We start from the raw sequence: 26,914 nt of genomic DNA on the forward strand, positions 1-26,914 counted from the left end.
ACGCGGTCGTCGCACGACCTCCCCGCAGGAACGGCCTCCCCGGGACGGTCCGGCTCCCTCGGACCGTCCCGGGGAGCGCCGCACAGCGAGCCTTCGCGCCACCCCATCCCCCCGCACCCCCACCCCCGACGGAGAATCGACATGCCCAGACCTCAATCCACCGGACGCCGCCTCGCCGCACCCGTCACGGCCGGCGTCCTCGCGGCCTGCGCGCTCGCGCTGCCCGGCCAGCAGGCCCACGCCGCGGGCAGTGTGGTCAAGGTGACCGGCTCGCAGGGCCACTGGCAGTTGAGCGTCGACGGATCCCCGTACCAGGTGAAGGGCCTCACCTGGGGCCCCGCCGTCGCCGACGCCGACAAGTACATGCCGGACGTCAAGTCCATGGGCGTCAACACGATCCGCACCTGGGGCACCGACGCCAGCAGCAAGCCGCTGCTCGACTCGGCCGCGGCCAACGGCGTCAAGGTGATCGCCGGGTTCTGGCTGCAGCCCGGCGGCGGCCCCGGCAGCGGCGGCTGTGTCAACTACCTGACCGACACCACGTACAAGAACAACATGCTCGCCGAGTTCCCCAAGTGGGTGGAGACCTACAAGGACCACCCCGGCGTCCTGATGTGGAACGTGGGCAACGAGTCGGTCCTCGGGCTCCAGAACTGCTACAGCGGCGACGAGTTGGAGAAGCAGCGGGACGCGTACACCACGTTCGTCAACGACGTCGCCAAGAAGATCCACGCCGTCGACCCGAACCACCCGGTCACCTCCACCGACGCCTGGGTGGGTGCCTGGCCCTACTACAAGAAGAACGCGCCCGACCTCGACCTGTACGCGGTCAACTCCTACAACGCGGTCTGTGACGTCAAGTCCGCGTGGGAGCAGGGTGGTTACACCAAGCCGTACATCGTGACCGAGACCGGCCCGGCCGGTGAGTGGGAGGTCCCGGACGACGCCAACGGCGTGCCCGAGGAGCCGACCGACCAGGCCAAGGCCGCCGGTTACACCAAGGCGTGGCAGTGCATCACCGGGCACCAGGGCGTCGCGCTCGGCGCCACGATGTTCCACTACGGAACCGAGTACGACTTCGGCGGCATCTGGTTCAACCTGCTGCCCGCGGGCGAGAAGCGGCTGTCGTACTACGCCGTCAAGAAGGCGTACGGCGCGAGCACGTCCGGCGACAACACCCCGCCGGTGTTCTCCTCCATGAACATCGAGGGCGGCGCGTCGCAGGTGCCCGCGGGCCGCGACCTCACGATCGCCACGCAGGTCACGGATCCCGACGGGGACCACATCTCGTACGAGGTCCTCGCCAACAGCAATTACATCGACCAGGGCAAGCAGCTGACACCGCTGAAAGCCACCGACTTGGGCTCCGGACGGCTGAAGGTGACCGCGCCCGACAAGCCGGGCGTGTGGAAGATCTACGTCAAGGCCACCGACGGCAAGGGCAACGTCGGCGTCGAGACCCGGTCCGTGCGCGTGGTGCCGCCGCCGGTCAGCGGCACGAACATCGCACAGGGCAAGACCGCCACCGCCTCCTCGCAGCAGACCACCGACTACGGCGACTGCCCGTGCCTCGCGTCCGCCGCCGTCGACGGCAAGAACGACACCCGCTGGGCCAGCGACTGGAGCGACCCGCAGTGGGTCCAGGTCGACCTCGGCTCCGGCCAGTCCTTCAAGCACGTCCAGCTCAACTGGGAGACGTCGTACGCGAAGGCGTACACGATCCAGACCTCCGACGACGGCCAGAACTGGCGGACCGTCCACGAGGTGACCGACGGCAACGGCGGCATCGACGACTTCGACGTCACCGGAACCGGCCGCTACGTACGGGTCAACGGCACCGCCCGCGGCACCGGTTACGGCTATTCGCTCTACGAGTTCGGCGTCTACAACTGATCGGACCGGGCCCCTGCCGAGCGCCGTGCGCGGCAGGGGCCCGGTGCACGTCTCGGGGAGGGGACCCACATGGAGGACGACGAACTCAGGCGTCTCGTCGACAAGTTGAGCCTGGCGCAGAAGGTGCGGCTGCTCACCGGCGCCACCACCTGGCGGACCGCCGCGGAACCCGCGGTCGGGCTGCGCGAGATGGTGATCTCGGACGGCCCGTCCGGGGTGCGCGGCGAGGCGTGGGACGAACGGCGGACCTCCGCCCTGCTGCCCGCGGCCTCGGCCGTCGCCGCGATGTGGGACGACGACCTGACCGAACGGCTCGGCGTACTGCTCGCGCAGGAGGCCCGCGCCAAAGGCGTCCACGTGGTGCTCGGCCCGACCCTCAACCTGCACCGCTCACCGCTGGGCGGCCGGCACTTCGAGTGCTTCTCCGAGGACCCGGAACTGACCGGCCGCACCGGTGCCGCGCTGATCCGCGGCATCCAGTCCCGCGGTGTCGCCGCGACGCCCAAGCACTACGTCGCGAACGACTCCGAGACCGACCGCCTGACCGTCGACGTACGCGTGCCCGAACGAGCCCTGCACGAGGTGTACCTGTCCCCCTTCGAAGCGGCCGTCGAGGCGGGCGCCTGGGCCGTCATGTCCGCCTACAACAGCGTCGACGGAACGACCATGACGGCGAGTGCACTGCTCGCCGACCCGCTGAAGGAACGATGGGGGTTCGACGGCGTCGTGCTGTCGGACTGGGGCGCGGTACGCACCACGGTCCCGTCGGCGCGCGCCGCGCAGGACCTCGCCATGCCGGGCCCCGAGGGCGCCTGGGGCACGGCACTGCTGCGCGCGGTCGAGTCCGGCGACGTGCCCGAGACGGCCGTCGACGACAAGGTCCTGCGCCTGCTGCGCCTTGCCGAACGGGTCGGCGCACTGGGGGAGTCGGCGCCGGTCCGCCGCGAGCGGGACAGCCCCCGCCGCTCGCGCGCCCTGCTGCGCCGGGCCGTCGCCGCGGGGTCCGTGCTGCTCACCAACCGAGGGGTGCTGCCCGTGTCCGCCGACACCGTACGCACCGTCGCGGTGATCGGCGCCCACGCGGCGCGGCCCCGCCTGCAGGGCGGCGGCAGCGCGGGCGTCTTCCCCCTGCACACCGTCACCCCGCTGGACGGCATCCGCAACGCGCTGCGCGGCACCACGAAGGTCACCTGCGCCCCGGGCCCCGCGGCCACCGAGCAGCCCTGGCCGCTGGACGCCGACCGGTGCGCCGACCCGCGCACCGGCGAGCCCGGACTGCTGTTGCGGATGCTCGACCGCGCGGGCCACGAGCTGTACGCCGAACACCGGCTCTCCGGGCGCCTGCTGGAGCCCGCGCTGGTGCCCGGAGCGCACACCGTCGAGCTCAGCGCGCTGCTGCGGCCCGCCGACGGCGGCGAGTGGACCTTCGGCGTCGGCGGCTTCGGGCACCTCGAACTGGTGGTGGACGGCAAGTCGCTGGTGGAGGGGGAGTATCCCAAGGAGACCGACGACCCGGCCGTCGTGCACGTCGGGCCCCCCTGCCGGCACGGCCGGGTCCACCTCGAACCGGGCCGCACGGTGGAGGTGGTGGCCCGCCGCACCCTGGCCCCCGACACCGGCCGCGCCACCCTGCTGACCGCCGCGCCGCCGCCCCCCGACCCGGCGACGGCCCTGGCCGACGCCGTCGAGGCCGCGCGGGCGGCGGACGTCGCCGTCGTCGTGGTCGGCACCACGGAGGGCAGCGAGTCCGAGGGACACGACCGCACCACGCTCGCCCTGCCCGGCCACCAGGACGCGCTGGTGGCCGCCGTCGCCGCCGCGCAGCCCCGCACCGTCGCCGTGGTCAACGCCGGGGGACCGGTCGAACTGCCCTGGCGGGACGAGGTCGGCGCCCTCCTGCTCACCTGGTTCCCCGGACAGGAGGCCGGCGCGGGCCTCGCGGACGTGCTCTTCGGACGGAGCGAGCCGGGCGGACGCCTCCCCACCACCTGGGCCGCGGCCCTGTCCGACGCGCCGGTGACCCGAACGCGTCCTGTCGACGGAGTGCTCGAGTACGGGGAAGGGGTGCACACGGGGCACCGCGCCTGGCTGCGGTCGGGCCGTGAGCCCGCCTACTGGTTCGGCCACGGACTCGGCTACACCACCTGGAGCTACGAGGGCGTCGAGGCGCCCCGGCGAGCGGGGCCCGACGGCTTCACGGTCCGCGTCACGGTACGCAACACCGGTACCCGGCCCGGCAGGGAAGTGGTCCAGGTCTACCTCTCCCGACCGGACTCGGCCGTCGAGCGCCCCGTGCGCTGGTTCGCCGGATACACCGCCGTGCGGGCCGAGCCGGGCGCCCGCGTCACCGTGGACGTGGCCGTGCCCGCGGGAGCACTGCGGTACTGGGCTCCGGACGAGCGGAACTGGCGTACCGAACCGGGGACTTACCAGGTGCGGGCCGGACGGTCGGCGGGAGACGTCCCGCTGTTCGCGGAGGTCGAGGTGGTGGCGATGGACTAGCCCCCGAGTCCGGGAGAGCGCTCCACGAGCCAGCTGGTCGGCGGTTAGGGTGTCGGCCATGAGCAAACACGTGCCGACCTTGGAGGACGTGGCGCGGGAGGCCGGCGTCTCCCGGGCCACGGTCTCCCGGGTCATCAACGGCGTACGCAACGTGGACCCGAGCATCCAGGAAGTGGTCCGCAAGGCCGTCGAGCGGACGGGGTACACCCCCAACCAGGCCGCCCGCTCCCTGGTCACCCGACGGGCGCAGACCATCGCCCTGGTGGTGTCCGGCGCCGGTGACGAGGGCGACGACGAGCAGAACGCCTTCACGGCACGCGTGTTCGCCGACCCGTTCTTCGGGCGCGTGGTGACCGGCGTGGTCGGATTCCTGCGGCCGCGCTCGATGCATCCGGTGCTGATGTTCGCCGACTCCGACGGCGCACGCCGTCAGGTCGTCGACTACGTGCGCCAGGGCAGCGCCGACGGCGCCCTCGTCGTGTCCACGCACGCCGAGGACCCGCTGCCGGCGCAGCTCGCGGCCGAGCGGCTGCCGGCGGTGTGCTTCGCGCGGCCCGCCGTCCCCGCGCCGATCAGCTACGTCGACCTGGCCCACCGGGACGGCGGCCTGCTCGCCGCTCGGCACCTCCTGGAGCGCGGCTGCCGCAGGCCCGCCACGGTCTCCGGGCCGCTCGACGTCCCCGCGGGGCAGGAGCGGCTCGCCGGGTTCCGGGACGGCATGGAGCGCGGCGGTGTCCCGTACGTACCGATAGCGGAGGGCGGATTCACCCTGGCCAGTGGGGTCGCGGCGATGGAGCGGCTGCTCGCCGAACACCCCGACATCGACGGCGTGTTCGCCGCCAACGACCTCATGGCGCAGGGCGTCTGCCGGGTCCTGCGCGAACTGGGCCGACGGGTGCCGCAGGATGTCGCCGTCGTCGGGTTCGACGACTCCAGCGCCGCGATCACCTGTCAGCCCCCGCTGACCACCGTGCGCCAGCCGGTGGAGGAGATGGCCGCGGCCATGGCCGAGCTGCTGCACGAGTTCGTGCAGGGGGAGCGCACGGAGCCCACGGCGCGGATCTTCGACCCCGAGCTGGTGGTGCGCGAGTCCGCGTAGGAGCCTGCCGCTGCCCGCCGTCAGTGCAGCGCCCGGTCCTTCAACGCGCCGTGCCATGCCGGGAGTTCGGCCTCGCGCGGGGGCTCGGGCGGCCGTCCGCCACGCGCGAAGAACGCCGCCAGCGGCAGCGTCGCCGCGCCCACGCTGACCGCGTCGGGCCCGAGCCTGCCCAGTTCGACGGTGACGCGTGAGGCGGGGTAGGACAGCGCGTACGTCGGCAGATGGCGGCGCACCGAGTCCAGGAACCGCTCTCCCAGCTGGAGTCCGGCCCAGCCGCCGACCAGGATGCGCTCCGGCTGGAAGAGGTTCACGAGGTCGGACAGGCCCGCGCCGAGGTACTCGGCCGTCTCCTCGATGATGGCGAGCGCCGTCGGGTCGGGCTCCCGGCCCGGCTCGCGCGGATGCGCGGCGTCCATCATCGCGGCCAGCGCCGTCTCCTCGTCGGCCCCGAGCGGCGGCTCGCCTCCCGCCTCCCGCCAGCGGTCCAGCAGCGCCTCGGCGCCCGCGTACGCCTCCAGACAGCCCAGGGCGCCGCACCGGCAGCGGCGTCCCCGGACCCGTACCGTCAGATGCCCCCACTCGACGGCCCGCACCTGCGCCGCGTCGCCCTGCACCACGCACGCGCCGACACCCGACCCGAAGAGCACCACCACCGCGTTCTGCGTGCCCCGGCCCGCGCCGAACCACATCTCGGCCTGGCCGAGCGTCCGGGCGCCGTTGTCGATGAAGTAGCCCACCTCGGGCGGCAGTTGGCAGGCACGGCGCAGCACGGACTCCAGCGGCACCGCGCTCCATCCGACCGTCTGCCCGTGCACCACCGCGCCGTCGGCGGTGTGCGCGACGATGCCGGGCACGCCGATGCCGACGCCGAGCAGTGCGCCGGGGGCCGCCCGTCCGGCGTCGAGGACCTCGCGCACCGCGGACGCGATGAGCTCGCCGACACCCTCGACAGGATGCCCTTTGAGGTCCAACGGCCGCTCCGCGCGCGCCAGTTCGGCCAGCGACAGGTCGAGCAGCTCCACCCGGATGCGGGTCTCGCCGACATCGACGCCGATCAACTGGCCGTATCCGGGCACGATCCGCAGCAGCGTACGGGGTCTGCCGCCCTCGGACTCGACGCTGCCGGCCTCCTCCACCAGGCCGTCCGCCGCGAGCTCCGCCACGACATTGCTGATGGATCCTGAACTCAGGCCGATCGCCGGGCCCAGCTCGTTCCGGCTCATCGGGCCGTTGAAATACAACTGTTGCAATAGGGCGGCCCGATTCTCCCTTCGCAGGTCGTGCACTGTCCGCCCACCGCGCCGCCCGGCCATGTGACCCCTTCCGGCCTTGTCTGACTCGAAGTTGTTAGCGCCAACCCTCTTGACGGTACCTTCTCGTGCGGTTTAACTCACGTCCTAAATTAAGTCGTGAGGGTCTTCAAGAGTTGAAGTTGGGGACCGGCTCGCCGCAGCCGGCCGCACACCCCCACCTTCTGACCACCTCCTTCCCCTCGGCGACTTTCCTCCGGAAAGGGACACCTGGAGCCATGAGCAGAATCCGAGCCACCGCCATCGGGGCCGTCACCGTGTCGCTCGCCCTCGCCGCGACCGCCTGTGGCGGCGGCTCTTCCACGGGGGGCGGGTCCAACGACTCGCCGAAGACCCTGACGTACTGGGCGTCGAACCAGGGTGCGAGCATCCAGGTCGACAAGAAGGTCCTCCAGCCGGAGCTCGACAAGTTCGAGAAGAAGACCGGCATCAAGGTCAAGCTCGAGGTCGTCCCCTGGTCGGATCTGCTCAACCGGATCATGGCGGCCACCACGTCGGGCCAGGGCCCCGACGTCCTGAACATCGGCAACACCTGGAGCGCCTCGCTGCAGGCGACCGGCGCGCTCCAGCCCTGGGACGCCAAGCAGTTCGACAAGATCGGCGGCAAGGACCGCTTCGTCGAGTCCGCGATCGGCTCGGCCGGCGCCGAGGGCAAGGACCCGGCCGCGGTCCCGCTGTACTCGATGTCGTACGCGCTCTACTACAACAAGAAGATGTTCAAGGACGCGGGGATCACCAAGCCTCCGGCGACCTGGGACGAGCTGGTCGCCGACGGCAAGAAGATATCCAAGGGCGGCAAGTGGGGCCTGGGCGCCGAGGGCTCCAACCTGTCCAACAACATCCACCAGATCTTCGTGATGGCCAAGCAGCGCGGCGCCGACTGGTTCACCGCCGACGGCAAGCCGGACTTCACCTCCGACGGCGCGGTCGCGGCCGTGAAGCAGTACGTCGACATGATGGCCACGTCGAAGATCATCGCTCCCGGTAACGCCGAGTACGCGCAGAACCAGTCCCTGAGCGACTTCTCCAAGAACAAGACCGCCATGATCCTGTGGCAGGCGGCGTCCTCGACGTTCGAGTCGCAGGGCATGAGCGAGGACGACTTCGGCGTGGCGCCCGCGCCCGTCATGTCCGGCACGCCCGGCCCGGGCCAGAACACCAACTCGATGGTGGCGGGCATCAACATCGCCATCTTCAAGAACACCAAGAACCTGGACGGCGCGTCCAAGTTCGTGAAGTTCATGACCAGCGACGAAGAGTCGAAGCTGCTCAACAAGACCTACGGGTCCATCCCGCCGGTCAAGGCCGCCCAGGAGGACGCCGCCTTCGACGGCCCCGCCACCTCGGTCCTGAAGAAGACCCTCGCCACCAGCGCGGCCCCGCTGCCGCAGGTTCCCGACGAGTCCCAGTTCGAGACGGCGGTCGGCACCGCCGTGAAGGAGCTGTTCGCCGACGCCGCCGCAGGCAAGGCGGTCACCACCGAGTCCGTGAAGGCCGCGCTGACCAAGGCGCAGCAGTCGATGCCGAACAAGTGAGCACGGAGACACGGATGACCACGACCGCCACCTCCCCCGCACCGGCGGGGGAGGGGCGGGCCGTCGGCAAGAACTCCCCCGGGGCGGCGAGCGGTCAGGGCCGCCGCCCCGGGCGGATCCGCCGGATCGGCCTGCCCTATCTGCTGCTCCTGCCCGCGCTCGTCCTCGAACTGCTCGTGCACCTCGTGCCCATGGTCATGGGCATCGTCATGAGCTTCCGGGAGCTCACCCAGTTCTTCATCAGGGACTGGACCACCGCTCCCTGGGCCGGCTTCGACAACTTCAAGATCGCCGTCGACTTCGACGCCCCCGTCGGCCAGGCCCTGCTCCACTCCTTCTTCGTCACCTGCCTGTTCACCGTGCTCTCCGTCGGCCTGTGCTGGGCCATCGGCACGGCCGCCGCGGTCTTCATGCAGGAGACGTTCAAGGGCCGCGGCATCCTGCGCGCCCTGTTCCTGATCCCGTACGCGCTGCCCGTCTACGCCGCCGTGATCACCTGGGTCTTCATGTTCCAGCACGACAACGGCCTGGTGAACCACGTCCTGCACGACCAGCTCGGCCTCACCGACAAGCCCTCGTTCTGGCTGATCGGAGACAACAGCTTCTACGCCCTGCTCACCGTCTCCGTGTGGAAGGGCTGGCCGTTCGCCTTCCTCATCGTGATGGCCGGACTGCAGAACATCCCCAAGGAGATGTACGAGGCCGCCGCCCTCGACGGCGCCGGTCTGTGGCAGCAGCTGCGCCGCATCACGCTGCCGTCGCTGCGCCCGGTCAACCAGGTCCTCGTCCTCGTCCTGTTCCTGTGGACGTTCAACGACTTCAACACGCCCTACGTCATGTTCGGCAAGGCGGCGCCCGAGGCGGCGGACATCATCTCGGTGCACATCTATCAATCGTCGTTCGTCACCTGGAACTTCGGCACCGGATCCGCCATGTCCGTCCTCCTGCTGCTGTTCCTGCTCGTCGTGACGGGCGTGTACCTGGCGCTCACCTCACGCGGAAGGAAGACCGCCGATGTCTGACACCCTCGTGGACACCAAGGTGACCACCTCCGCGCGGCACCGCTCGCCGATGGCGGCGCCCCGGTCCTTCCTGTGGACCCGCCGCATCTTCCTGACCCTGCTGACCGGCTTCGTCCTGCTGCCCGTGTTCGTCATGGTCTCCAGCTCGCTCAAGCCGCTCCAGGACGTCCAGGGCGAGTTCCACTGGATCCCGAGCGGGCTGACGATCCGCCCGTACATCGACATCTGGACGACGATCCCGCTCGCCAAGTACTTCGCGAACTCCCTGATCGTGGCAGGTGCCGCGACCGCCTGCTCGGTGATCGTCGCGGTCTTCGCCGCGTACGCGGTCAGCCGCTACCGCTTCAAGGGCAAGCGCGTGTTCACGGTGACCGTGCTGTCGACGCAGATGTTCCCGGGCATCCTCTTCCTGCTGCCCCTCTTCCTCATCTACGTCAACATCGGCAACGCCACCGGCATCGCCCTGTTCGGCTCGCGCGGCGGACTGATCCTCACCTACATGACGTTCACGCTGCCGTTCTCGATCTGGATGCTCATCGGCTACTTCGAGTCCGTGCCGCGCGACCTGGACGAGGCCGCCCTCGTCGACGGCTGCGGCCCGATCGGCGCGCTGTTCCGGATCATCGTGCCGGCCGCGATCCCCGGCATCGTCGCGGTCGCCGTCTACGCGTTCATGACCGCCTGGGGAGAAGTGCTCTTCGCCTCCGTCATGACCAACGAGGACACCCGCACCCTCTCGGTCGGACTCGGCGCGTACGCCAACCTCAACGACGTGTACTGGAACCAGATCATGGCCGCCTCGCTCGTCGTCAGCGTGCCCGTCGTCGCCGGCTTCCTCCTGCTGCAGCGCTATCTCGTCACCGGCCTCACCGCCGGTGCCGTCAAGTGACCAACCCCCCTACTGCACAACGTACTTGTGAAAGGAACCTTGTGTCCGAGCCCCTAGACCTCGCCGCCTTCCCGAACGACTTCCTGTGGGGCACGGCCACCGCCGCGTACCAGATCGAAGGAGCCGTCGCCGAGGACGGCCGCGCGCCCTCGATCTGGGACACGTTCTCGCACACCCCGGGCAAGGTCGACAACGGTGACACCGGTGACGTGGCCTGCGACCACTACCACCGCTGGCGCGAGGACTTCGACCTGATCAAGCGCCTCGGCGCCAACGCCTACCGGTTCTCCGTCGCCTGGCCGCGCATCGTGCCCGGCGGTGACGGCCCGGTCAACGCCAAGGGCCTCGACTTCTACGACCGCCTGACCGACGCGCTGCTCGCCGACGGCATCACGCCGATGGTCACCCTCTACCACTGGGACCTGCCGCAGGCGCTCCAGGACCGCGGCGGCTGGCCGGCGCGCGAGACCGCGCTGGCCTTCGGTGAGTACGCGTCCGTCGTCGCGGAGCGGCTCGGTGACCGCGTGAAGCACTGGACGCCGCTCAACGAGCCGCTGTGCTCGGCGTGGATCGGCCACCTCGAGGGCAAGATGGCGCCGGGCCTGTCCGACCTGAACGCCGCCGTCCCCGCCTCGTACCACCTGCTGCTCGGTCACGGGCTCGCCACGCAGGCCATCCGGGCCGCCGTGCCCGACGCCGAGGTCGGCATCGTCCTCAACCTCGCCCAGGTCGACCCCGCGACGGACCGCCCCGAGGACGTCGCCGCCGCCCGCCGCATGGACGGCCACGCCAACCGCTGGTGGCTCGACCCGGTGCACGGCCGCGGCTTCCCCGAGGACATGAAGGAGGTCTACGGCGTCGAACTCCCCGAGCAGCCGGGCGACCTGGAGACGATCGCCGCGCCGCTGGACTGGCTGGGCCTGAACTACTACTTCCCCTCGGCCATCGCCGATCACCCGGCGGGCCCCGCTCCGTACGCGGACTCCGTGCGCCGCCTCGGCGTGCCGCGCACCGGCATGGACTGGGAGGTCGACGCGAACGGCATCGAGTCGCTGCTGCTGCGCCTCACCGAGGAGTACGGCGCGCGGAAGCTGTACATCACCGAGAACGGCTCCGCGTACCCGGACGTCGTGCGCCCCGACGGCACCGTCGACGACCCCGAGCGCGAGCAGTACCTCGTGGACCACGTCGCCGCGTGCGCCCGCGCCGTGCGCAAGGGCGCCCCGCTCGCCGGGTACTTCGCCTGGTCGCTGCTCGACAACTTCGAGTGGGCGTACGGCTACGACAAGCGGTTCGGCCTGGTGCACGTCGACTACCAGACACAGGTGCGCACCATCAAGGGCAGCGGCCACCGCTACGCGGACATCGTGCGCCGGCACGGGGCGCGGGTGCGGCGCGCCGCCTGAGAACGCCGTCCCGGTGGGGTCGTCCGGAAGCGGCCCCACCGGGACGGTCTCGCCTGTACGGAGGTCAGGCGAGGGAGAGGAACAGCTTCTCCAGCTCCTCCTCGCTGAGGGGAGGCTGTTCACCGTCCGCCGCGTTCATGCAGTCCCGCATGCCGGACGCGATGATCTTGAAGCCGGCCCGGTCCAACGCCCGGGACACGGCGGCCAGTTGGGTCACGACGTCCTTGCAGTCGCGGCCCGCCTCGATCATCGCGATCACTCCGGCGAGCTGGCCCTGGGCGCGGCGCAGACGTTTGAGGACGGCGTCCGTCGCCGCCGGGGTGCCGCTCACGCGCGCAGGGCGGCGCGGGCCGCGTCGAGGGCGTCGGGCGCCGGACGGTTGAAGGGCAGCTTGCCGAGGACGGCCGCCATCCCGCACGTGTTGCTCAGACCGGAGTAGACGAGGCCCGAGGCGACGCCCGCGGCCAGCAGCCGGCCCTTGGGGGCGCGGGTGCCGAGCGCGAGCCCGGTCAGGACCAGCGCGCCCGCGGTGAAACGGACCTGGCGGTCCATCGCCCAGACGGCGCGCCCCTCGCGCGGTGCCGTGTCGACGGGGAGGCCCTCGGCCGACCAGGCCCGCGTGCCGCCCGCGAGGCCGACGGCCTCGACGCCCTCGCCCGCGAGCTTGGCGCAGGCGGCGGCGGAGCGCTGTCCGGCCGCGCACACCACGACGAGGCTGCGCCGCTCGGCCGCGGCCCGCAGGTCGGGCAGGAGCGCGTCGAGACGGTCGGCCGGCACGTTCACCGCGCCGGGCACGTGACCGGACGCGTACTCGCCGGGCGCCCGCACGTCGACGACGAGGGTGCTGTCGGCGGGGCGGGCGTGCAGCTCCGCCGGGGCGAGGGTGGTGCTCATGGTGCTCCTTCGTGAGGTGGGTGCGGTGGTGGGGTGCGTCATGCGGCCCGGCCCGCGGACCAGGTGGCGTATCCGCCGTCGAGGTTGGCGGCGTCGCGGCCGAGCCCGGCGAGCAGGCGCAGCGCGGTGTGACCGCGCAGGCCGACCTGACAGTGCACGACGAGCTCGCCGGCGGGCAGCTCCGCGGCCCGCTCGCGCAGTTCGTCGAGCGGGATGTTCACGGCGCCGGGGATGGCGCCCCGGGCGTGCTCGGCCCGCGTGCGGACGTCGACGAGGGCGGCCCCCGCCTCCCGCGCCGCGGCCAGCTCGTGCCACTGGACGGTGCGGTCGGTCCGGGTGGCCAGGTTCTCCGCGATCATCCCGGCCATGTTGACCGGATCCTTCGCCGAGCCGTACGGCGGGGCGTACGCCAGCTCCAGATCGGCGAGTTCGGGCGCGGTGAGCCCGCCCGCGATGGCGGTCGCGAGCACGTCGACGCGCTTGTCGACGCCGTCCGCGCCGACCGCCTGCGCGCCGAGGATGGTGAGGTCCGTCGGGTCGAACAGGACCTTGAGGGCGATCGGCGAGGCGCCGGGGTAGTAGCCCGCGTGCGAGCCGGGGTGCAGGTGCAGCGCCTGGTACGGGCGGCCCGCCGCACGCAGCCGCTTCTCGTTCCAGCCGGTGGCCGCCGCTGTCAGGCCGAAGACCTGGACGACGGCGGTGCCGGTCGCGGGACGGGCCGACACAGGGCGCCCGGCGATCGCGTCGGCGACCAGCCGTCCGTGCCGGTTGGCCAGGTTCGCCAGCGGCACGAGGGTGCTCTCGCCGCTCAGGGCGTCACGCTTCTCGGCCGCGTCCCCGACCGCGTACACGGCCTCGTCGCTGGTGCGGCCGGTCTCGTCGACGGCGATGCCGCCGCGCGGGCCGATCGCGATGCCCGCGGCGCGGGCCAGCCCGACGTCCGGGCGCACGCCGATCGCCATGAGGACCAGGTCGGCGGGGACGGTCCGTCCGTCGTCCAGGAGGACCTCGTGCGCCCGCACCTCCTTGAGCTGTGTGCCGAGCGCCAGGTCGACGCCGGCCGTACGCAGCTCGGTGGCGAGCGGCGCGGCCATCTCCGGGTCGAGCGGCGGAAGCACCTGCGCGCCGAGCTCCACCAGCGTCACGTCGAGACCGCGGCGACGCAGGTTCTCCGCCGCCTCCACGCCGATGAACCCGGCGCCGACGACGACGGCCGAGCGGACGCCCGCGGCCAGCTCGGCCGCGATCCGGTCGGTGTCCGACACGTCCCGCAGGGTGAACGCCCGCTCCACGCCGGGCAGTTCCGGCACGAACGGCCGGGCGCCCGGGCTGAGCACGAGACGGTCGTACGACTCCGTGTACCGGGCGCCGCTCTCCAGGTCCCGCACCGTCACGGTCCGCGCCGCGGTGTCCACGGCGACGGCCTCGCTGCGCACCCGCACATCGATCCGGAACCGGGCACGGAGCGCCTCGGGTGTCTGGACGAGCAGGGCGTCCCGCTCCTCGATCACGCCGCCCAGGAAGTACGGCAGCCCGCAGTTCGCGTAGCTGACGTGCGCGCCGCGTTCGAGGACGACGATCTCCGCCCGCTCGTCGAGCCGGCGCAACCGCGTCGCCGCGGACATGCCGCCCGCCACGCCTCCGACGATGACGACCTTCACGAGAACCTCCTGGTGCCACTTGCGACTCTATACCCCCGAGGGTATCAAAAATACCCAGGGGGGTATGGGCGGGGCCGGGTGAGGGTGATCACGCACCGACGCGCCGGAAGCCGGACAGAAGGTGTCGGGATTCGCGGGGATGCTCGACGTGTCCGGCCGACGCGGCCGGGCCGACCGAGACGGGAGAGCAGGCCATGACAGACACGGAGCACACTCGGGGCGACGCGGAGCGCGCCTCGTCACTGCGCGGCAAGGTCGCCCTCGTCGCGGGCGCCACCCGGGGCGCGGGCCGCGGGATCGCGGTGGAGCTGGGCGCGGCGGGCGCCACGGTCTACGTCACGGGGCGCAGCACGCGCGAACGGCGCTCGGAGTACGACAGGCCCGAGACCATCGAGGACACCGCCGACCTGGTCACCGCGGCGGGCGGCCACGGCATCGCCGTCCCCACCGACCATCTCGAACCGGAACAGGTGCGCGCCCTGGTCGAGCGCGTCGACGCCGAGCAGGGCCGTCTCGATCTCCTCGTCAATGACATCTGGGGCGGCGAACACCTCTTCGCCTGGGACGCGCCCGTCTGGGAGCACGACCTCGACAAGGGGCTGCGGCTGCACCGACTCGCCGTCGAGACGCACGCCATCACCAGCCACTTCGCGCTGCCCCTGCTGCTGCGCACACCCGGCGGACTGGTCGTCGAGATGACCGACGGCACCGCCGAGTACAACGCGGTGAACTACCGCAACTCCTTCTTCTACGACCTCGCCAAGAGTTCCGTGCTGCGCATGGCGTTCTCCCTCGGCCACGAACTGGGCCCGCGCGGCGCGAGCGCCGTGGCGCTCACCCCCGGCTGGCTGCGCTCGGAGATCATGCTCGACGCCTTCAAGGTCACCGAGGACACCTGGCGCGACGCGCTGACCGCCCAGCCGCACTTCGCCATCTCTGAGACCCCGCGCTACGTCGGCCGTGCCGTCGCCGCGCTCGCCGCCGACCCCGACGTCGCCCGGTTCAACGGCACGTCCCAGTCCAGCGGCGGCCTCGCCCAGGTCTACGGCTACACCGACCTCGACGGCAGCAGGCCGGACGCCTGGCGGTACCTGGTGGAGGTGCAGGACGCGGGCGCACCTGCCGACGTCACCGGGTACCGCTAGGCCGGGCCGCTCCGGAAGGGGTCAGAGATCGTCCGGGTCGTCGATCCGCGCGGGCCAGATCCCGCTGCCGCCACCGCGCCACTCGACGACGTCCGGATCGTCCAGCGGCGCGTCATCGAGACCGGCCCGGCGCAGGAACTCCACCACGTCCGCCAGCGACCTGGCGAGGCCCGCGTCCTCGCCCTTGATGTGGACCCTGCGCCCGCCGGGCTGGGCCGCGTGCACGACAACCGAGGGATATCCGTCAAGCCCGCCTTCGATCTCCATGGGGCCAGCTTCCCCGCCGTGGCGGTGGGCCGCACCTCACGGCCGTGGGAAGATCGGCCCCGTTCCTTCAGGTTTTCCGGCGTGACCGCGTGCGCGGGAAACGCGCATCCGACGCGAAAGGCCCCCTCATGGTCCACGGCATCGTGCCCGGTCTCGTCCTCGGCGACCTCCTCCCGCGCACTTCGACGCGGGAGCCGCACACACGCTGACACCTCCGTCCGTACGTCCGTCCGGTGACCCGGGCGGACGACTCCCGCTCCTCGTCGAAGTGCTCTTCGTGCCCCGCACGTCCCACCACGAGGAGAACACCGGTGACCGTCCTGCACTGGACCGAACCCGACACCGCGTCCGGCCATGAGCGCGTCCTGTCCGCGCGCTGGCGCTCCCTGACCCGGCCCAGGGCGCCCCGCCGCGTCGTCGTCGCCGACGACCGCACCACCGCCCGCGCCGCGTACCGGCTCGCCTGCGAAGGCACCGCCCTGCTGTGGCGCGGTGACCACCACGGCGGGCGGCACCTGCTCGCCGCCCTGGCCCGCCGCGTCGATCGGGCAATGCCGCCGGCCGACACCTTCCACCCGCACCGCAGGAACCAGGCCCACCCGACGTCCCCTCGCGGAGGTATGCACGCGCCGAGAACTCCGGCCTGGACCTGCCCGCCGGCACCCACACCCTCGACGGCCCCCGCGCCCTGCGCTACGTCCGTGCCCGGCACGTCCTTCCGCCGGGCGACCTCGGCCGCGTACGCCGCCAGCAGCGGCTGCTGGTCGGCATGTTGGCCCGGATGTCCGACGCGAAACTCTTCCAGGACCCGGTCGCCACCGCCCGCGCGACCCACGCCTTGCTCTCCAACGTACGCACCGACGGGCACACGGACGCCGGAACACTCCTCACTCTCGCCTGGTCCTTGCGCGAACTCACCCCACGGCAGACGGAGTTCGCGACCGTGCCCATCTCCGACTTCGACCACCGCGTCCCCGACCGGGGCTCCTCGCTCCTCTGGGACGAGCCGCGCGCGGAACGGATGTTCGCCGCGCTGCGCGAGGACCGGCCGCTCACCGCCGAGTTCCCGGCCGACGGACCCGTACCCGTCGGCATGCCGCCGTCCGAGGTGCAGGTGACGGTCGACGACGCGCGGATCGCCGAGGGCCTGCGCGCCAGCGGGTTCGCCGCGACCGCGTCGGCGGCGCCGCACGCGCGCCCGGACGGCCCGACCGTCGTCACGTACGACCCCGAACGCACCCGGTACGCGCCAGCGTTGGCGGCCGCGCTGCCCGGTGCGGTACTGCGTCCCGTGGCCGGATCCGGTCCCGCCTTCCGCGTCGTCGTCGGCAGCGAGGACCGCGGAGTGACGCGGGTCGTCCACGACCGCAGCATGGTGGAGGGCGCCCCGGTGGCGGGGGACCGGCTGCGCTGTCCGCACCCGAAGGGACAGAAGGGCTGAAAATCACCTGTAGTCGGACCAGTTGGGGTTCGCGGAGCGGTCACCCGGCCCGTCGGATTCCGGTTACCGTGCTCTGGTGGTGATCAACGCGCAAGGCAACAACCAGGCACAACCCGCCGAGGTGGGGACGGCGCTGCTGCTCGCGGCGGCCCCCGCCGGGAAGGGATGCCTCATCGACGCGGCCGCCGTGCTGCCCGCGCTCGCCGCGGTGGTGCCGAGCGCGCTCACCGGTACCGCGGCGGCCACCGTCGTCGAACTCGCCGACCCGCTCGACCCGCAGAACGTCCTCACCCGCATACGGACCGCCGCCGCCCTGCCGGGTCCGCTGTACGTGTACGTCACCGGTCAGCTCCACCTCGACGACCGCCAGCGACTGCCGCACCTGGCACTGGCCCGCACGACCCCGTCGACGCTGCGCTACACGGCGCTGCCCTGGCACTGGCTCACCGGCGAACTCGCGCTGCGCCGCGCGCACACCACGACCGTCGTCCTCGACCTGGTCGCCGACGCGGACGCCTGGCAGCACGTGCGCACCGGCGGTGTCGGCCTCGGCCACGGCATCCGCCTCTTCGGCCGCGTCACCCCGCCACCGCCCCGGCGCGCGATCCAGACCCCCGCGTATCTCAGGACGTACGCCGACATCTGGCGCACCGGCGCGCTCCCGCCCCTGCCCCAGCTCCACGAAGCCGCAGCCGCCCGCTCGGGCCCTGCGGACGCGTTGTTCCTTGCGGAGGGGGCCACGCCCGAAGCGCCCGCGCCTCAGGTGCCCGCGCCCGCGGCACCGGCGTATCCAGTGCCCGCGTCTCCGTCGCCCCCGCCCACGGCGCCTGCGGCGGACCCCGTACCGAAGCGCGCCGCCGCTCCGCCTGCCGCTGCTCCGGGCCCCGTGCCGGAGCAGCACACGCGCGCGGCGAGCGCCGTCGCGCCCCTGCCCGCGCACGTCCCGACGGCAACGGCCCCACCCGTCGCTGTCCCCGCACCCACCCCCGCTCCTGAGCCCCCGTCGAGCCCCGCGCCCGGCGGCGCGGCCGATCCGCTGCCCGCGGTGCTCGCCGCCGCGCGAGCCGGGCGGCACGGGGAGGCCGCCGCCCTGGCTGCGAGGTGCGAGGGGGAGGCGGTGCGTGCCTACGGGACCGGGTCGGCGCAGGCCATCCACTGGCTGGAGGTGCGGGCCGATCTGGCGCGGCTCGCCCAGGATCCGGGGCACAGCTGCGAGCTGTGGGCCGCGGCGGCGCGGGCCCGGCTCGCGCGGGGCGAGGCCCCGAGCGACGAGGACGTCCAGTCGGCCGTCGACCGCGCTCACCACCAGTGGGAGCAGCTCGCCGACCCGGCCCGCGCCCGCACCCACGCGGCCGCCCTCACCGCGCTGCGCCACCAGGTCCCGGGCCGTCGCCCCGGCGCGCTGGAGGCGATCCGGCGCCGCCTGGACGCCCTGGGCGCGGCGGCACCGACCGGCTAGGGAAGTGCGGGGAGCCCGGGCTCAACAGTCCCGCCGCACATACCCCTTCGTCCCCGCGGGCCGCACGTCGACGTCGCGCAGCACGATGGACAGGCGGGACCCCAGGGCCCGGCAGGCCCGCTCGAAGTCCGTGCTCCGGTACTCGATCACGAAGACCCGGTCGTCGTACGCCGACGCGTAGTCGCCGCACTCGTCGTAGCGCCCGCACTCCTCGGCGACGGCGAAGTCGAACCCGACGACGGCATGCTTCGGGAGCAGTTCGGTGGTGTTCTTCTGGCCGACCGCGAGTCCCGCCGCATGGGCCCGTTCGGCCAGGAGACGGGCGAAGGCCACCGCGTCCGAGGCGTCGAGCAGCCCGTGCGAACGCGTGTAGGAGTCGAGGTTGTCCGGCTCGACCGCCTGGAACCCGTCCCGCGCGCAGCCGTCGACCCAGCTCCCGACGATCTTCGCCAGGCGCGCCCGCCGGTCCGCCGTCGAGATGTCGAACAGCGCCTCGTCCCAGTCCTCGTCGATCACGAGCTTTCCGCGGCCGTCGCGCAGCAGCAGGTCGGGATCGTCGCGCTGCCACCGGCGCAGCGCGTCCGGCTGGGCCTGGAACGCGTTGACGTAACAGACGTTGTAGAGCCCGCGCGCGGGCTTCGCGCTCCGGTCGCGGGAGACGGCCCGAACCCCGGAGGGCGGCCGGTACGGGCCGCCGATCTGGTAGTCGAAGCCGACGTTCGGCGTCGGCCGTACGACCTTCGGCGCACGGTCGCCGGAGCCGGACGTGGTGGTCGACGAGCAGGCCGTCAGCAGCAGGGCGACGGCGGTGAGAACGAGGCCGACGGCCGACGGGCGAGCGGCACGACGCGGGGACGGGACGAAGATCACCCCTGAACTCTATGAGGCGCCCGGCACTTCCCTGACGGGCAACTCCGTGATCCGTCCGGCCGTGACCCACCTCACGACCCGCTCCGGGGCAGTCGGGAACAACAGGGACCCCCTGCCCGTTGAACCCACCGTGGGCACGGATGGAACAGTGTCCCCGGGCCTCACCTATCGCCCGCAGGGAAGATCGTTCGGCTGAAGCCCTGCGGAGCCCCCCGCCGAGAGGCGACCGCCATCCGTGTCCACCCAGAGCCGCCCCGGCCGTGGTCCCCCGTCACGGTCGGGGCTTCCTGCTGTTCGTACGCGGTCGGTCCGCCCGCGGCCGTTCGCGGGTGATCGATCCGACCGTGATCGATCCATGTCCGATCCGGCCGTCTGCGACTAAAGTGCGGGGGCATGGCGCGTGATCAGGACACCCGGCACCGACTCGTCACGACGTTCCAGCGCAGGGTCGCCAACCCGCTGACGCGAAGACTGCCGGGGCAGATGCTCGTGGAGACCACCGGCCGCGTCTCGGGGCAGCCCCGGCGCACCCCCGTGGGCGGGCGGCGCATCGGCGACACCTTGTGGCTCGTCTCCGAGTTCGGCCTCAAGTCCCAGTACGTGCGCAACATCCAGGCCGACCCGAAGGTGCGCGTCAGGATCCGCGGCCGCTGGTACGACGGCGTCGCCCACCTCCTGCCGCAGGACGACGCCCGGGCCCGGCTGAGGACCCTGCCGTTCTTCAACAGCGCGGCCGTACGCGCCGTGGGCAGCGAACTCCTCACGATCCGCGTCGACTTGGCCTGACCACCTGCCCGATCGCGCACGGCGTGGACATGCCAGTGGTCGCGGGTGGTCTTCGGCCCGGCGCGCACCCTGGCATGATCGGGGGTATGGCAGAACGTGTGATCGCCGCGTGTGACGGCGCGTCCAAAGGAAATCCCGGGCCCGCCGGCTGGGCCTGGGTCGTCGCCGACGGTGACGAGAAGGTCGTCCAGTGGGAGGCCGGCGCGCTCGGCACCGCGACGAACAACGTCGCCGAACTCACCGCCCTGGAAAGGCTGCTGAGCACCATCGCGGCCGATGTCCCGCTGGAGGTCCGGATGGACTCCCAGTACGCGATGAAGGCGGTCACGACGTGGCTGCCGGGCTGGAAGCGCAAGGGCTGGAAGACCGCGTCCGGCAAGCCGGTCGCCAACCAGGAGCTCGTGGCCCGGATCGACGCGCTCCTCGAGGGCCGCAAGGTCGAGTTCAAGTACGTGCCCGCGCACCAGGTCGACGGTGACCCGCTCAACGACCTCGCCGACCGGGCCGCCAGTCAGGCGGCCGTCGTGCAGGAGGCTGCGGGCACCGCCCACGGCTCGCCCCTGCCGCCGCCCTCGGCGCCGTCGTCCAAGGCCAAGGCGCCGTCCCGGTCCGCGGCCCCGAAGAAGCGCGCGGCGGGCTCCGCCGCCTCCGCTTCCTCCTCCGCGTCCTCGCGCACCCTGAAGGCCAAGTTTCCCGGCCGCTGCCGCTGCGGCCGCACCTACGCCGCCGGCGAGCTGATCGCCAAGAACCCCGACGGCTGGGGTCATCCGGAGTGCCGCGAGTCGGCCTGACCGGACGAGGGGTCCGGCCGACGTGGCCGGACCCCCGAACGTCTGTCCTCGAACCCGCCGAACCCGCTAGCCGTTGGACACGTGGACGTAGTCGACGATCAGCTGCTGCGGGAACTGCGTGCTGCCGTCCGGGTCGCCCGGCCAGTAACCGCCCACGGCCAGGTTCAGGATCACGAAGAACGGCTTCTCGAAGACCCACTGATTGCCGCCCACGTCGGCGGGCGTCCGCGTCTGGTAGACGGTGCCGTCCACCGACCACTTGATCTCGTTCGGTGACCAGTCCACCGCGAACGTGTGGAAGTCGTCCGCGAAGGCCTGCCCGCCCGGCAGCGAGTACCCCGCGCCGATTCCGCCCGAACCGGAGTAGCCGGGCCCGTGGATCGTGCCGTGCACCGTGGACGGCTCGAAGCCGACGTTCTCCATGATGTCGATCTCGCCGGAGTTCGGCCAGCCGACCGAGCCGATGTCGTCGCCGAGCATCCAGAACGCGGGCCAGATGCCCTGCCCGCGCGGAATCTTCATCCGTGCCTCGACGTGCCCGTGCGTCGTCGAGAACTTGCCCGACGTGTTCAGGCGTGCCGACGTGTACTCGCAGGTTCCGTACCAGCACTGGTAGTTGGACGGATTCTCCTTGCGGGCCGTGATGACCAGGTGGCCCTGTCCGTCGAGCGCCGCGTTGTTGTTGCCGGCCGTGTAGTACTGCCGTTCGTGGTTGTTGACGTTGTCGCCGGTCTCGATCTGCCACTTCGACCCGTCGACCGCCGAGCCCGCGGGCCCGTCGAAGTCGTCGGAGAAGGTGACAGCCGCCGCTTTCGCGTCGTAGGTGCCCGCGGCGTTGGCGGCGGGGACCAGCCCCGCGCCGAGACACAGGAGTGCGGCCGCGCCCAGGGGGAGCCGGCGACGCAGGAAACTGCGGGAACGGTGCGAACTGCGCATGGAGCATCACGTCACTTCGGGTAGGGGGATCGTGCCTGTCTCGGACACGCCAGAAAGTGAAGACAAGGGAGGTGCGCGTGGTGCGATTCGTTCAAGGGTTGATTTAAGGGGCGGGTGGAAGAGGCGTCAAGAGATTCGTCCGTACCAACTTGCTTTCGCGCACGGCCGGTTGGCGACGCACGCGGACATGGCGAGGCCCCGGCGTCGACGACGTCCGGGGCCTCGGGCGCGGATGAGCAGGAGGTACGCGTCAGCGGTCGCGCAACGCCCTGACGAGTTCGTCCTTGGTCATCCGGGAGCGCCCCTCGATACCGATCTTCTTCGCCTCGCGGTACAGATCGTCCTTCGTGCGGTCCTCGTACGCGCCCGCCTTCCCGCCCTTGCGGCCGGTCGCCGCGCGTGACGAGCGGGCCGCGTCATTGGCGATCCGGGCCGCCTTCTCCTTGCCCGCGCCCTCCCGGCGCAGCGCCTGGTACGTCTTCTCGTCCTTGATCTGCGCTCTGGGCACAGCCACCACCTCCAACGGGGTCGGATCACGAACCGGTCCTTCCTGCCTACCCCGGGTGCGCCGCGGCCGCCACGCGAAGGCCGGGCGCGCCGTACTAGGGTTCTCGGCGATCTCGGAAGCCGATCGGACAGGAGAGTTTGGGTGGCCACGCTGCGTTGTGCCGTGCTCGACGACTATCAGGGCGTCGCGCGTGATCTGGCCGACTGGGAGAGCCTTTCCGGCCGGGTCGACGTCCGCTTCCTCGACCGGTACATCGGTGCGCACGACGCGCTCGTGGCCGAGATCGCCGACTGCGAGATCGTCGTCGTGATGCGTGAACGCACCCCGTTCCCGGCCGAGTTGTTCGCCCGCCTGCCCCGGCTGCGGCTGCTGATCACCTCGGGCCTGCGCAACGCCTCCATCGACCTCGCCGCCGCGGCCGCGCACGGCGTCACCGTCTGCGGCACCCCCAGCAGCTCCGAACCCCCGGCCGAACTCACCTGGGCGCTCCTGCTCGGCCTCGCCCGCGGCATCGTCCCGGAGAACGACAGCCTGCGCGCGGGCGGACCCTGGCAGTCCACGCTCGGCGCCGATCTCCACGGGTGCCGCCTCGGCCTGCTCGGACTCGGCAAGATCGGTACCCGGGTCGCCCGGGTCGGCGCCGCCTTCGGCATGGACGTCACCGCCTGGAGCCAGAACCTCACCGAGGAACGCGCCGCCGAGGCCGGGGCGACCCTCGCCGCATCCAAGGAGGAGCTCCTGGAGACCAGCGACTTCGTCTCCGTGCACCTCGTGCTCGGCGACCGCACGCGCGGCCTGATCGGCGCCGACGAACTGAAGCGGATGCGCCGCACCGCCTACCTGGTCAACACCTCCCGCGCGGCGATCGTCGACCAGGACGCCCTCGTACGGGCGCTGCGCGAGGGATGGATCGCCGGCGCGGGAAGCGACGTCTTCGAGACCGAACCCCTCCCGCTCGACCACCCGCTGCGCACCGCGCCGAACTTCCTCGGCCTGCCGCACCTCGGCTACGTCACCCGCCGCAACTACGAGGGCTACTTCCGGGGCGCGGTCGAGGACATCGAGGCGTACCTGACGGGCAGCCCCGTCCGCACGCTCGGCTGAGTGCCGAGCGCCTTCAGGTACGTACGAACGCCCGCAGCGCGTCGGCCAGTTGAGGGAAATCATCGAGCACGGCACGGGTCGCGAACTCATGGTCCGCGTAGTCGAAACCGGGCGTGACGACCTCCGCGACGAGGCCGTGCCGGGCCTCGCCGACGAGCCGTGACGCCTTCCACCAGCCGCCCGGCACGAGCAGGAAACGCTCGTCGTCCGGGCCGAGCAGGGTCCGTGACAGCGTGCCCCGCTCGTCGACGGTGACGTACTCCAGCGGGCCGCCGTCCACGAGGAAGTGCAGGATGTCGCTGCGGTTGCGGTGCAGGAGGCCGCTCGGCTGCCGCTCGTCGAGCAGGTAGTAGATCGAGCTGGCCGAGGGGCGCGGCCCGTGCGGCGTAGGGATCTCGTGCGGGCTGGTGTAGATCCGCCGGAAGTGGCCGCCCTCGCCGTGCGGTTCGAGGTCCAGCTCGCTCTGCCAGTCGCGCAAGGCGGCTCCTTCCGGAAGACGGTCGTGGATGCCGACCCTACGGGCGCGGTGGCGGCCACGGCACGTCGGCGAGCACGGGCAGCAGGTGTTCCTCCTCGTGGTCGAGATGCGCGATGAGCTCCTTCGTCATGCGCGCGAGTTCCGCACGGAAGGTCACCGGGTCGGCGGTCGTCACGTCGTCGACCAGCGCGACGAGGGCCTTCTGCATACGCGCCACTTCCACGTGCTCGGCGCGCAGCCGCTCGAGGACGTCCGCGAGCTCAGGGTGCCACCGGGCGATCCCGGGAAAGAGATGGCCGTCCTCGCTGACGTGATGGAACTCCAGGGACTGGCAGAACGCCAGACAGTGCTGCCGAATCTGCAGGCCGAGACCCGGCACCGACGTGTCGGTCCCGGCGAGGTGCGCCTCGGTCTCCTCACGGACCCGGCGCAGCTGCTCGCGCAGCCAGACGTGGACCTGGAGCAGCTTCCCGGCGAGCGTGGTCACGGTCGCCGGGGCGTCGGTCGTGGGCCGGTCGAGCACCACGACCGGAAGCGTGCGGGCGGTGGCCGCCTGATGGTCGGCGTATCCGGGGGCGGCGCGGACCACGGCGGCGAAGAGCTCGTCGCGGCGCGCGCCCTGCGCGGGTACCGCCACCGCCTCGAGGGCGTAACCGTCGAGCTCGACCGTCACGACGGGCCGGGCCAGCAGGTTGTGGTACCAGGCCGGGTGCCGGTCGGCGCCCAGGTTCGAGGCCACCACCAGCAGCAGACCGGCGTGCCGGACGCAGCCGAGCGGCACGGTGTGCGGACGGCCCGAGCGGGCGCCCGTGGTGGTGAGGAGCAGCAGGTCGGAAGGGTTTTCGGGCATGCGGAGTCGTCTCTCCAGGCAGGACGGCGCGCGGCCGTGACGATCGAGAAGGGCGAAAGAGGTGGATACGCGGGAGAGCGCGCACGCGCGTCAGCAGATCAAGAGGGCTTCAAGAGCGCCTCAGGTCGCGGCGGTGCGGCTGCGGGGTGTCGCTAGGGGAGAGAACTCATGGCGTCGTCCCGGAGTGAAGGGTGCTCGCCCGGCGTCCGGCCGGCCCACTGCTCTGTGGCCGGGGCCACGCGGCTCCGCGGTCATCGGAACAGATGTGACGCCTCGCTGTCAAAGACGTACCGGCGGTGAATCCCCAACAGGGCGATCATGGACGGCAGTTGGCGTGGCAGACTGCGGGTGGATCACAGCGACAGACAGGACCGCCCTCGCGACGATGGAGCCCCCATGACGGCATCCGCACCCCGCATCGACACCACCCGGGCGCACCCCGCACGGGTCTACGACTGGTTGCTCGGCGGCAAGGACAACTACCCCGTCGACGAGGCCGTCGGGGTGAAACTGCCCGGGCAGGCGCGGGACGCGGCACGGCAGAACCGGGAGTTCATGCACCGGGCCGTCGCCTGGCTCGCGCGGCAAGGCGTCGACCAGTACCTCGACATCGGCTCGGGCATCCCCACCGAACCGAATCTGCACCGGATCGCGCAGCGCGTCGTGCCGTCCGCGCGGGTCGTCTACACCGACAACGACCCTCTCGTGCTGCGGCACGCGCAGGAATTGCTGGCCGGCAGCCCCGAAGGTGCCACCGACTACCTCATGGGCGACGTCCGCGAACCCGAGGTCATCCTCGAACACGCCCGCTCCGTCCTCGACTTCGACCGGCCCGTCGCGCTGTCGCTGATCGCCCTGCTGCACTTCATCACCGACGATCAGGACCCGTACGGCATCGTCGCCCGGCTGGTCGCCGCGCTGCCGTCGGGCAGTCACCTCGTGCTCACCAACGCCTCGTCGGACTGGCGCCCGGACCTGGCCGCGCAGGTCGTCGCCGAGTACGAGCGGGCCGGCATCCGGCTCGCCTTCCGCACCCGCGAGCAGGTCGCCCGGTTCTTCGACGGGCTCGAACTCGTCGCCCCCGGCCTGGTGGCGGTCACCGACTGGTCCCGGGGCGACGACGTCCCCGAGCCGGAGGAGAGCGGGATCTACGGGGCCGTGGCGCGGATCCCCTGATGCGTCAGCCCAGCGGGCACGCCGGTTTCACGGCGTGCTCCGGGTCCAGGGCGTTGAGGGCGAGGCGCGTGGCCACCGGGTCGGACAGCGAGTCGCTGTGCTGCGCCCCGTTCGCCGGGCAGACGTCCTGCAGCAGGATGTTGTCGACGTTCGCGCCCGTGAGGAACTGGCTCGTGGGCGGTACGACCACCTTGTCCTTGGCGGTGACGATCACGGTGTAGGAGGTGCCGGGCAGGGTGTCCCCGCCCGCGTTGAGCTTCCGCAGGAACGACGAGCCGTGGATCTGGTCCGTGCAGGCCGGGCACGGGACGTCGACGAGGGCGCCGAGCGCCGGCGCGAGATCGGAGCGGCCCGTGCCGTGGTTCGACGGGGAGATCCCCACCAGGGTGTGCACCGCGTCCGCACCGCCCTCGAACTTCATGTACTGACGCGGCATCATGCCGCCCTGCGAGTGCCCGACGAGGTCCACCTGCCGCGCCCCGGTGGCGGCGAGCACGCCGTCGACGAACACCCCGAGCTGCTCGGCCGAGCCGGCGATCCGTCCGACGCCGCCCACGAACAGGCTCAGCAGGCCGCCCGTCCTGCCGTAGTCGAGGGCGAAGACGCAGTACCCGGCCTTCTTGTAGGCGGTAGCCGTCTCCTTCCACACCTGTCCCGTGGCGAAGGTGCCGTGGACCAGGATCACCGGCCGGGGGTGCGCGGCGGACGGTGTGCACGACCAGTCGTTGACCCCGGGCAGGCCGGGCGTGGCGAGCTTCTTGGCGGCAGGGACGGGATCGGCGCTGGTGGCAGCGTCGGCCTCGGCGGCCGGGCCGAGGAACAGCGCGGCGGCGATCACGGTCACGGCGGCGGACCGCAGGACGGACGGGAAGGACAAGGGGACTCCCGGTGG

General features: G+C 72.0%; 25 protein-coding genes and 1 pseudogene. 15 read left to right on the top strand and 11 right to left on the bottom strand.

Translation table 11 applies throughout. The features are described from left to right. The first annotated feature begins 141 nt into the window (after window positions 1–141). The 3 genes from B072_RS0112710 to B072_RS0112720 all read left to right on the top strand — a co-directional run bounded on the left by B072_RS0112710 (window position 142) and on the right by B072_RS0112720 (window position 5,494). The gene (locus B072_RS0112710) at window positions 142–1,893 is read left to right on the top strand and encodes a discoidin domain-containing protein (protein WP_018530328.1); all 1,752 of its coding nucleotides are present in this window, start codon (window positions 142–144) and stop codon (window positions 1,891–1,893) included. Between the two features lie 69 nt (window positions 1,894–1,962). After that, the gene (locus B072_RS0112715; RefSeq protein ID WP_018530329.1) at window positions 1,963–4,395 is read left to right on the top strand and encodes a glycoside hydrolase family 3 C-terminal domain-containing protein; all 2,433 of its coding nucleotides are present in this window, start codon (window positions 1,963–1,965) and stop codon (window positions 4,393–4,395) included. A 58-nt stretch (window positions 4,396–4,453) separates the two neighbouring features. Next, on the top strand, window positions 4,454–5,494 hold the full coding sequence (locus B072_RS0112720; protein ID WP_026245757.1) for a LacI family DNA-binding transcriptional regulator: 1,041 nt from the start codon (window positions 4,454–4,456) through the stop codon (window positions 5,492–5,494). Between the two features lie 20 nt (window positions 5,495–5,514). On the opposite strand, the gene B072_RS0112725 is transcribed toward B072_RS0112720, so the two are convergent. Continuing rightward, window positions 5,515–6,807, bottom strand: coding sequence for an ROK family transcriptional regulator (locus tag B072_RS0112725; RefSeq protein ID WP_026245758.1), 1,293 nt, complete (start codon window positions 6,805–6,807; stop codon window positions 5,515–5,517). Window positions 6,808–7,022: 215 nt separating this feature from the next. Here B072_RS0112725 and B072_RS0112730 point away from each other — a divergent pair, with 215 nt between their 5' ends. From B072_RS0112730 to B072_RS0112745, 4 genes are read left to right on the top strand one after another with little or no spacing between them, the layout of a single operon-like run. Further along, the gene (locus B072_RS0112730; RefSeq protein ID WP_018530332.1) at window positions 7,023–8,339 is read left to right on the top strand and encodes an ABC transporter substrate-binding protein; all 1,317 of its coding nucleotides are present in this window, start codon (window positions 7,023–7,025) and stop codon (window positions 8,337–8,339) included. A 14-nt stretch (window positions 8,340–8,353) separates the two neighbouring features. Beyond that, window positions 8,354–9,361, top strand: a complete 1,008-nt coding sequence (locus tag B072_RS0112735) for a carbohydrate ABC transporter permease (RefSeq protein WP_018530333.1) — start codon at window positions 8,354–8,356, stop codon at window positions 9,359–9,361. Next, complete coding sequence (locus B072_RS0112740; RefSeq protein ID WP_018530334.1) at window positions 9,354–10,250, top strand: carbohydrate ABC transporter permease; 897 nt, start codon at window positions 9,354–9,356, stop codon at window positions 10,248–10,250. The genes B072_RS0112735 and B072_RS0112740 overlap by 8 nt, the downstream gene beginning before the upstream one ends. Before the next feature lie 41 nt (window positions 10,251–10,291). After that, a complete protein-coding gene (locus B072_RS0112745) occupies window positions 10,292–11,656 on the top strand; it encodes a GH1 family beta-glucosidase (protein ID WP_018530335.1) in 1,365 nt (454 codons plus the stop codon). 64 nt (window positions 11,657–11,720) lie between these two features. On the opposite strand, the gene B072_RS0112750 is transcribed toward B072_RS0112745, so the two are convergent. The 3 genes from B072_RS0112750 to B072_RS0112760 are packed head-to-tail and all read right to left on the bottom strand — an operon-like array spanning window position 11,721 to window position 14,211. Further along, window positions 11,721–11,987: a metal-sensitive transcriptional regulator gene (locus B072_RS0112750; RefSeq protein ID WP_018530336.1), complete on the bottom strand. Its 267-nt coding sequence runs from the start codon at window positions 11,985–11,987 to the stop codon at window positions 11,721–11,723. Then, window positions 11,984–12,550, bottom strand: a complete 567-nt coding sequence (locus B072_RS0112755; RefSeq protein ID WP_018530337.1) for a rhodanese-like domain-containing protein — start codon at window positions 12,548–12,550, stop codon at window positions 11,984–11,986. Before B072_RS0112755 ends, B072_RS0112750 begins: the two co-directional genes overlap by 4 nt. A gap of 38 nt (window positions 12,551–12,588) precedes the next feature. After that, window positions 12,589–14,211, bottom strand: a complete 1,623-nt coding sequence (locus B072_RS0112760) for an FAD-dependent oxidoreductase (RefSeq protein WP_018530338.1) — start codon at window positions 14,209–14,211, stop codon at window positions 12,589–12,591. 194 nt (window positions 14,212–14,405) lie between these two features. On the opposite strand from B072_RS0112760, the gene B072_RS0112765 reads away from it, so the two are divergent. After that, window positions 14,406–15,356, top strand: a complete 951-nt coding sequence (locus B072_RS0112765) for an SDR family oxidoreductase (RefSeq protein ID WP_018530339.1) — start codon at window positions 14,406–14,408, stop codon at window positions 15,354–15,356. Between the two features lie 21 nt (window positions 15,357–15,377). On the opposite strand, the gene B072_RS0112770 is transcribed toward B072_RS0112765, so the two are convergent. Beyond that, window positions 15,378–15,623: a hypothetical protein gene (locus tag B072_RS0112770; RefSeq protein ID WP_018530340.1), complete on the bottom strand. Its 246-nt coding sequence runs from the start codon at window positions 15,621–15,623 to the stop codon at window positions 15,378–15,380. 640 nt (window positions 15,624–16,263) lie between these two features. Here B072_RS0112770 and B072_RS49950 point away from each other — a divergent pair. The 3 genes and pseudogenes from B072_RS49950 to B072_RS0112785 all read left to right on the top strand — a co-directional run. After that, window positions 16,264–16,398 (top strand): annotated as a pseudogene (locus B072_RS49950) (LCP family protein); the annotation flags it as partial. A 6-nt stretch (window positions 16,399–16,404) separates the two neighbouring features. Then, on the top strand, window positions 16,405–17,064 hold the full coding sequence (locus tag B072_RS43085) for a LytR C-terminal domain-containing protein (RefSeq protein WP_018530341.1): 660 nt from the start codon (window positions 16,405–16,407) through the stop codon (window positions 17,062–17,064). A gap of 76 nt (window positions 17,065–17,140) precedes the next feature. Continuing rightward, window positions 17,141–18,523 (top strand): hypothetical protein, encoded by a 1,383-nt coding sequence (locus B072_RS0112785; RefSeq protein ID WP_018530342.1) that lies wholly within the window; start codon window positions 17,141–17,143, stop codon window positions 18,521–18,523. A 21-nt stretch (window positions 18,524–18,544) separates the two neighbouring features. On the opposite strand, the gene B072_RS0112790 is transcribed toward B072_RS0112785, so the two are convergent. Further along, window positions 18,545–19,393, bottom strand: a complete 849-nt coding sequence (locus tag B072_RS0112790; protein ID WP_018530343.1) for an endo alpha-1,4 polygalactosaminidase — start codon at window positions 19,391–19,393, stop codon at window positions 18,545–18,547. Between the two features lie 393 nt (window positions 19,394–19,786). Here B072_RS0112790 and B072_RS0112795 point away from each other — a divergent pair, with 393 nt between their 5' ends. Together B072_RS0112795 and B072_RS0112800 are read left to right on the top strand one after the other, a co-directional pair. Further along, window positions 19,787–20,179 carry a nitroreductase/quinone reductase family protein gene (locus tag B072_RS0112795; RefSeq protein ID WP_018530344.1) on the top strand — a complete coding sequence of 131 codons (393 nt, stop codon included), beginning with the start codon at window positions 19,787–19,789 and terminating at the stop codon, window positions 20,177–20,179. 74 nt (window positions 20,180–20,253) lie between these two features. Continuing rightward, a complete protein-coding gene (locus B072_RS0112800) occupies window positions 20,254–20,970 on the top strand; it encodes a ribonuclease H family protein (protein WP_026245762.1) in 717 nt (238 codons plus the stop codon). A 66-nt stretch (window positions 20,971–21,036) separates the two neighbouring features. Here the strand turns inward: B072_RS0112800 and B072_RS0112805 are convergent, their stop codons facing one another. Together B072_RS0112805 and B072_RS0112810 are read right to left on the bottom strand one after the other, a co-directional pair. Continuing rightward, window positions 21,037–21,906 (bottom strand): glycoside hydrolase family 16 protein, encoded by an 870-nt coding sequence (locus B072_RS0112805; protein ID WP_018530346.1) that lies wholly within the window; start codon window positions 21,904–21,906, stop codon window positions 21,037–21,039. Window positions 21,907–22,156: 250 nt separating this feature from the next. Beyond that, on the bottom strand, window positions 22,157–22,414 hold the full coding sequence (locus tag B072_RS0112810) for a DUF7218 family protein (protein ID WP_018530347.1): 258 nt from the start codon (window positions 22,412–22,414) through the stop codon (window positions 22,157–22,159). 141 nt (window positions 22,415–22,555) lie between these two features. On the opposite strand from B072_RS0112810, the gene B072_RS0112815 reads away from it, so the two are divergent. Further along, window positions 22,556–23,518 carry a D-2-hydroxyacid dehydrogenase family protein gene (locus tag B072_RS0112815; protein WP_234018844.1) on the top strand — a complete coding sequence of 321 codons (963 nt, stop codon included), beginning with the start codon at window positions 22,556–22,558 and terminating at the stop codon, window positions 23,516–23,518. Between the two features lie 13 nt (window positions 23,519–23,531). Here B072_RS0112815 and B072_RS0112820 read toward each other — a convergent pair whose 3' ends face one another. Further along, on the bottom strand, window positions 23,532–23,996 hold the full coding sequence (locus B072_RS0112820) for a cupin domain-containing protein (RefSeq protein ID WP_018530349.1): 465 nt from the start codon (window positions 23,994–23,996) through the stop codon (window positions 23,532–23,534). A 37-nt stretch (window positions 23,997–24,033) separates the two neighbouring features. Then, window positions 24,034–24,846: a nitroreductase/quinone reductase family protein gene (locus B072_RS0112825; protein WP_018530350.1), complete on the bottom strand. Its 813-nt coding sequence runs from the start codon at window positions 24,844–24,846 to the stop codon at window positions 24,034–24,036. Between the two features lie 396 nt (window positions 24,847–25,242). Here B072_RS0112825 and B072_RS0112830 point away from each other — a divergent pair, with 396 nt between their 5' ends. Next, window positions 25,243–26,022 carry an SAM-dependent methyltransferase gene (locus tag B072_RS0112830; protein ID WP_018530351.1) on the top strand — a complete coding sequence of 260 codons (780 nt, stop codon included), beginning with the start codon at window positions 25,243–25,245 and terminating at the stop codon, window positions 26,020–26,022. A 4-nt stretch (window positions 26,023–26,026) separates the two neighbouring features. On the opposite strand, the gene B072_RS0112835 is transcribed toward B072_RS0112830, so the two are convergent. After that, window positions 26,027–26,899, bottom strand: coding sequence for an esterase/lipase family protein (locus B072_RS0112835; RefSeq protein WP_018530352.1), 873 nt, complete (start codon window positions 26,897–26,899; stop codon window positions 26,027–26,029). Window positions 26,900–26,914 lie beyond the last annotated feature (15 nt).

Origin of the sequence: Streptomyces sp. HmicA12 (assembly GCF_000373565.1) — a bacterium.
In the GTDB taxonomy this organism is placed as follows: domain Bacteria; phylum Actinomycetota; class Actinomycetes; order Streptomycetales; family Streptomycetaceae; genus Streptomyces.

Coding starts and splice junctions, on each gene's coding strand:
- B072_RS0112710 (WP_018530328.1), top strand. CDS start 142: ATGCCCAGACCTCAATCCACCGGACGCCGCCTCGCCGCACCCGTCACG.
- B072_RS0112715 (WP_018530329.1), top strand. CDS start 1,963: ATGGAGGACGACGAACTCAGGCGTCTCGTCGACAAGTTGAGCCTGGCG.
- B072_RS0112720 (WP_026245757.1), top strand. CDS start 4,454: ATGAGCAAACACGTGCCGACCTTGGAGGACGTGGCGCGGGAGGCCGGC.
- B072_RS0112725 (WP_026245758.1), bottom strand. CDS start 6,807: ATGGCCGGGCGGCGCGGTGGGCGGACAGTGCACGACCTGCGAAGGGAG.
- B072_RS0112730 (WP_018530332.1), top strand. CDS start 7,023: ATGAGCAGAATCCGAGCCACCGCCATCGGGGCCGTCACCGTGTCGCTC.
- B072_RS0112735 (WP_018530333.1), top strand. CDS start 8,354: ATGACCACGACCGCCACCTCCCCCGCACCGGCGGGGGAGGGGCGGGCC.
- B072_RS0112740 (WP_018530334.1), top strand. CDS start 9,354: ATGTCTGACACCCTCGTGGACACCAAGGTGACCACCTCCGCGCGGCAC.
- B072_RS0112755 (WP_018530337.1), bottom strand. CDS start 12,550: ATGAGCACCACCCTCGCCCCGGCGGAGCTGCACGCCCGCCCCGCCGAC.
- B072_RS0112765 (WP_018530339.1), top strand. CDS start 14,406: ATGACAGACACGGAGCACACTCGGGGCGACGCGGAGCGCGCCTCGTCA.
- B072_RS0112770 (WP_018530340.1), bottom strand. CDS start 15,623: ATGGAGATCGAAGGCGGGCTTGACGGATATCCCTCGGTTGTCGTGCAC.
- B072_RS43085 (WP_018530341.1), top strand. CDS start 16,405: ATGTCCGACGCGAAACTCTTCCAGGACCCGGTCGCCACCGCCCGCGCG.
- B072_RS0112795 (WP_018530344.1), top strand. CDS start 19,787: ATGGCGCGTGATCAGGACACCCGGCACCGACTCGTCACGACGTTCCAG.
- B072_RS0112800 (WP_026245762.1), top strand. CDS start 20,254: ATGATCGGGGGTATGGCAGAACGTGTGATCGCCGCGTGTGACGGCGCG.
- B072_RS0112805 (WP_018530346.1), bottom strand. CDS start 21,906: ATGCGCAGTTCGCACCGTTCCCGCAGTTTCCTGCGTCGCCGGCTCCCC.
- B072_RS0112825 (WP_018530350.1), bottom strand. CDS start 24,846: ATGCCCGAAAACCCTTCCGACCTGCTGCTCCTCACCACCACGGGCGCC.
- B072_RS0112830 (WP_018530351.1), top strand. CDS start 25,243: ATGACGGCATCCGCACCCCGCATCGACACCACCCGGGCGCACCCCGCA.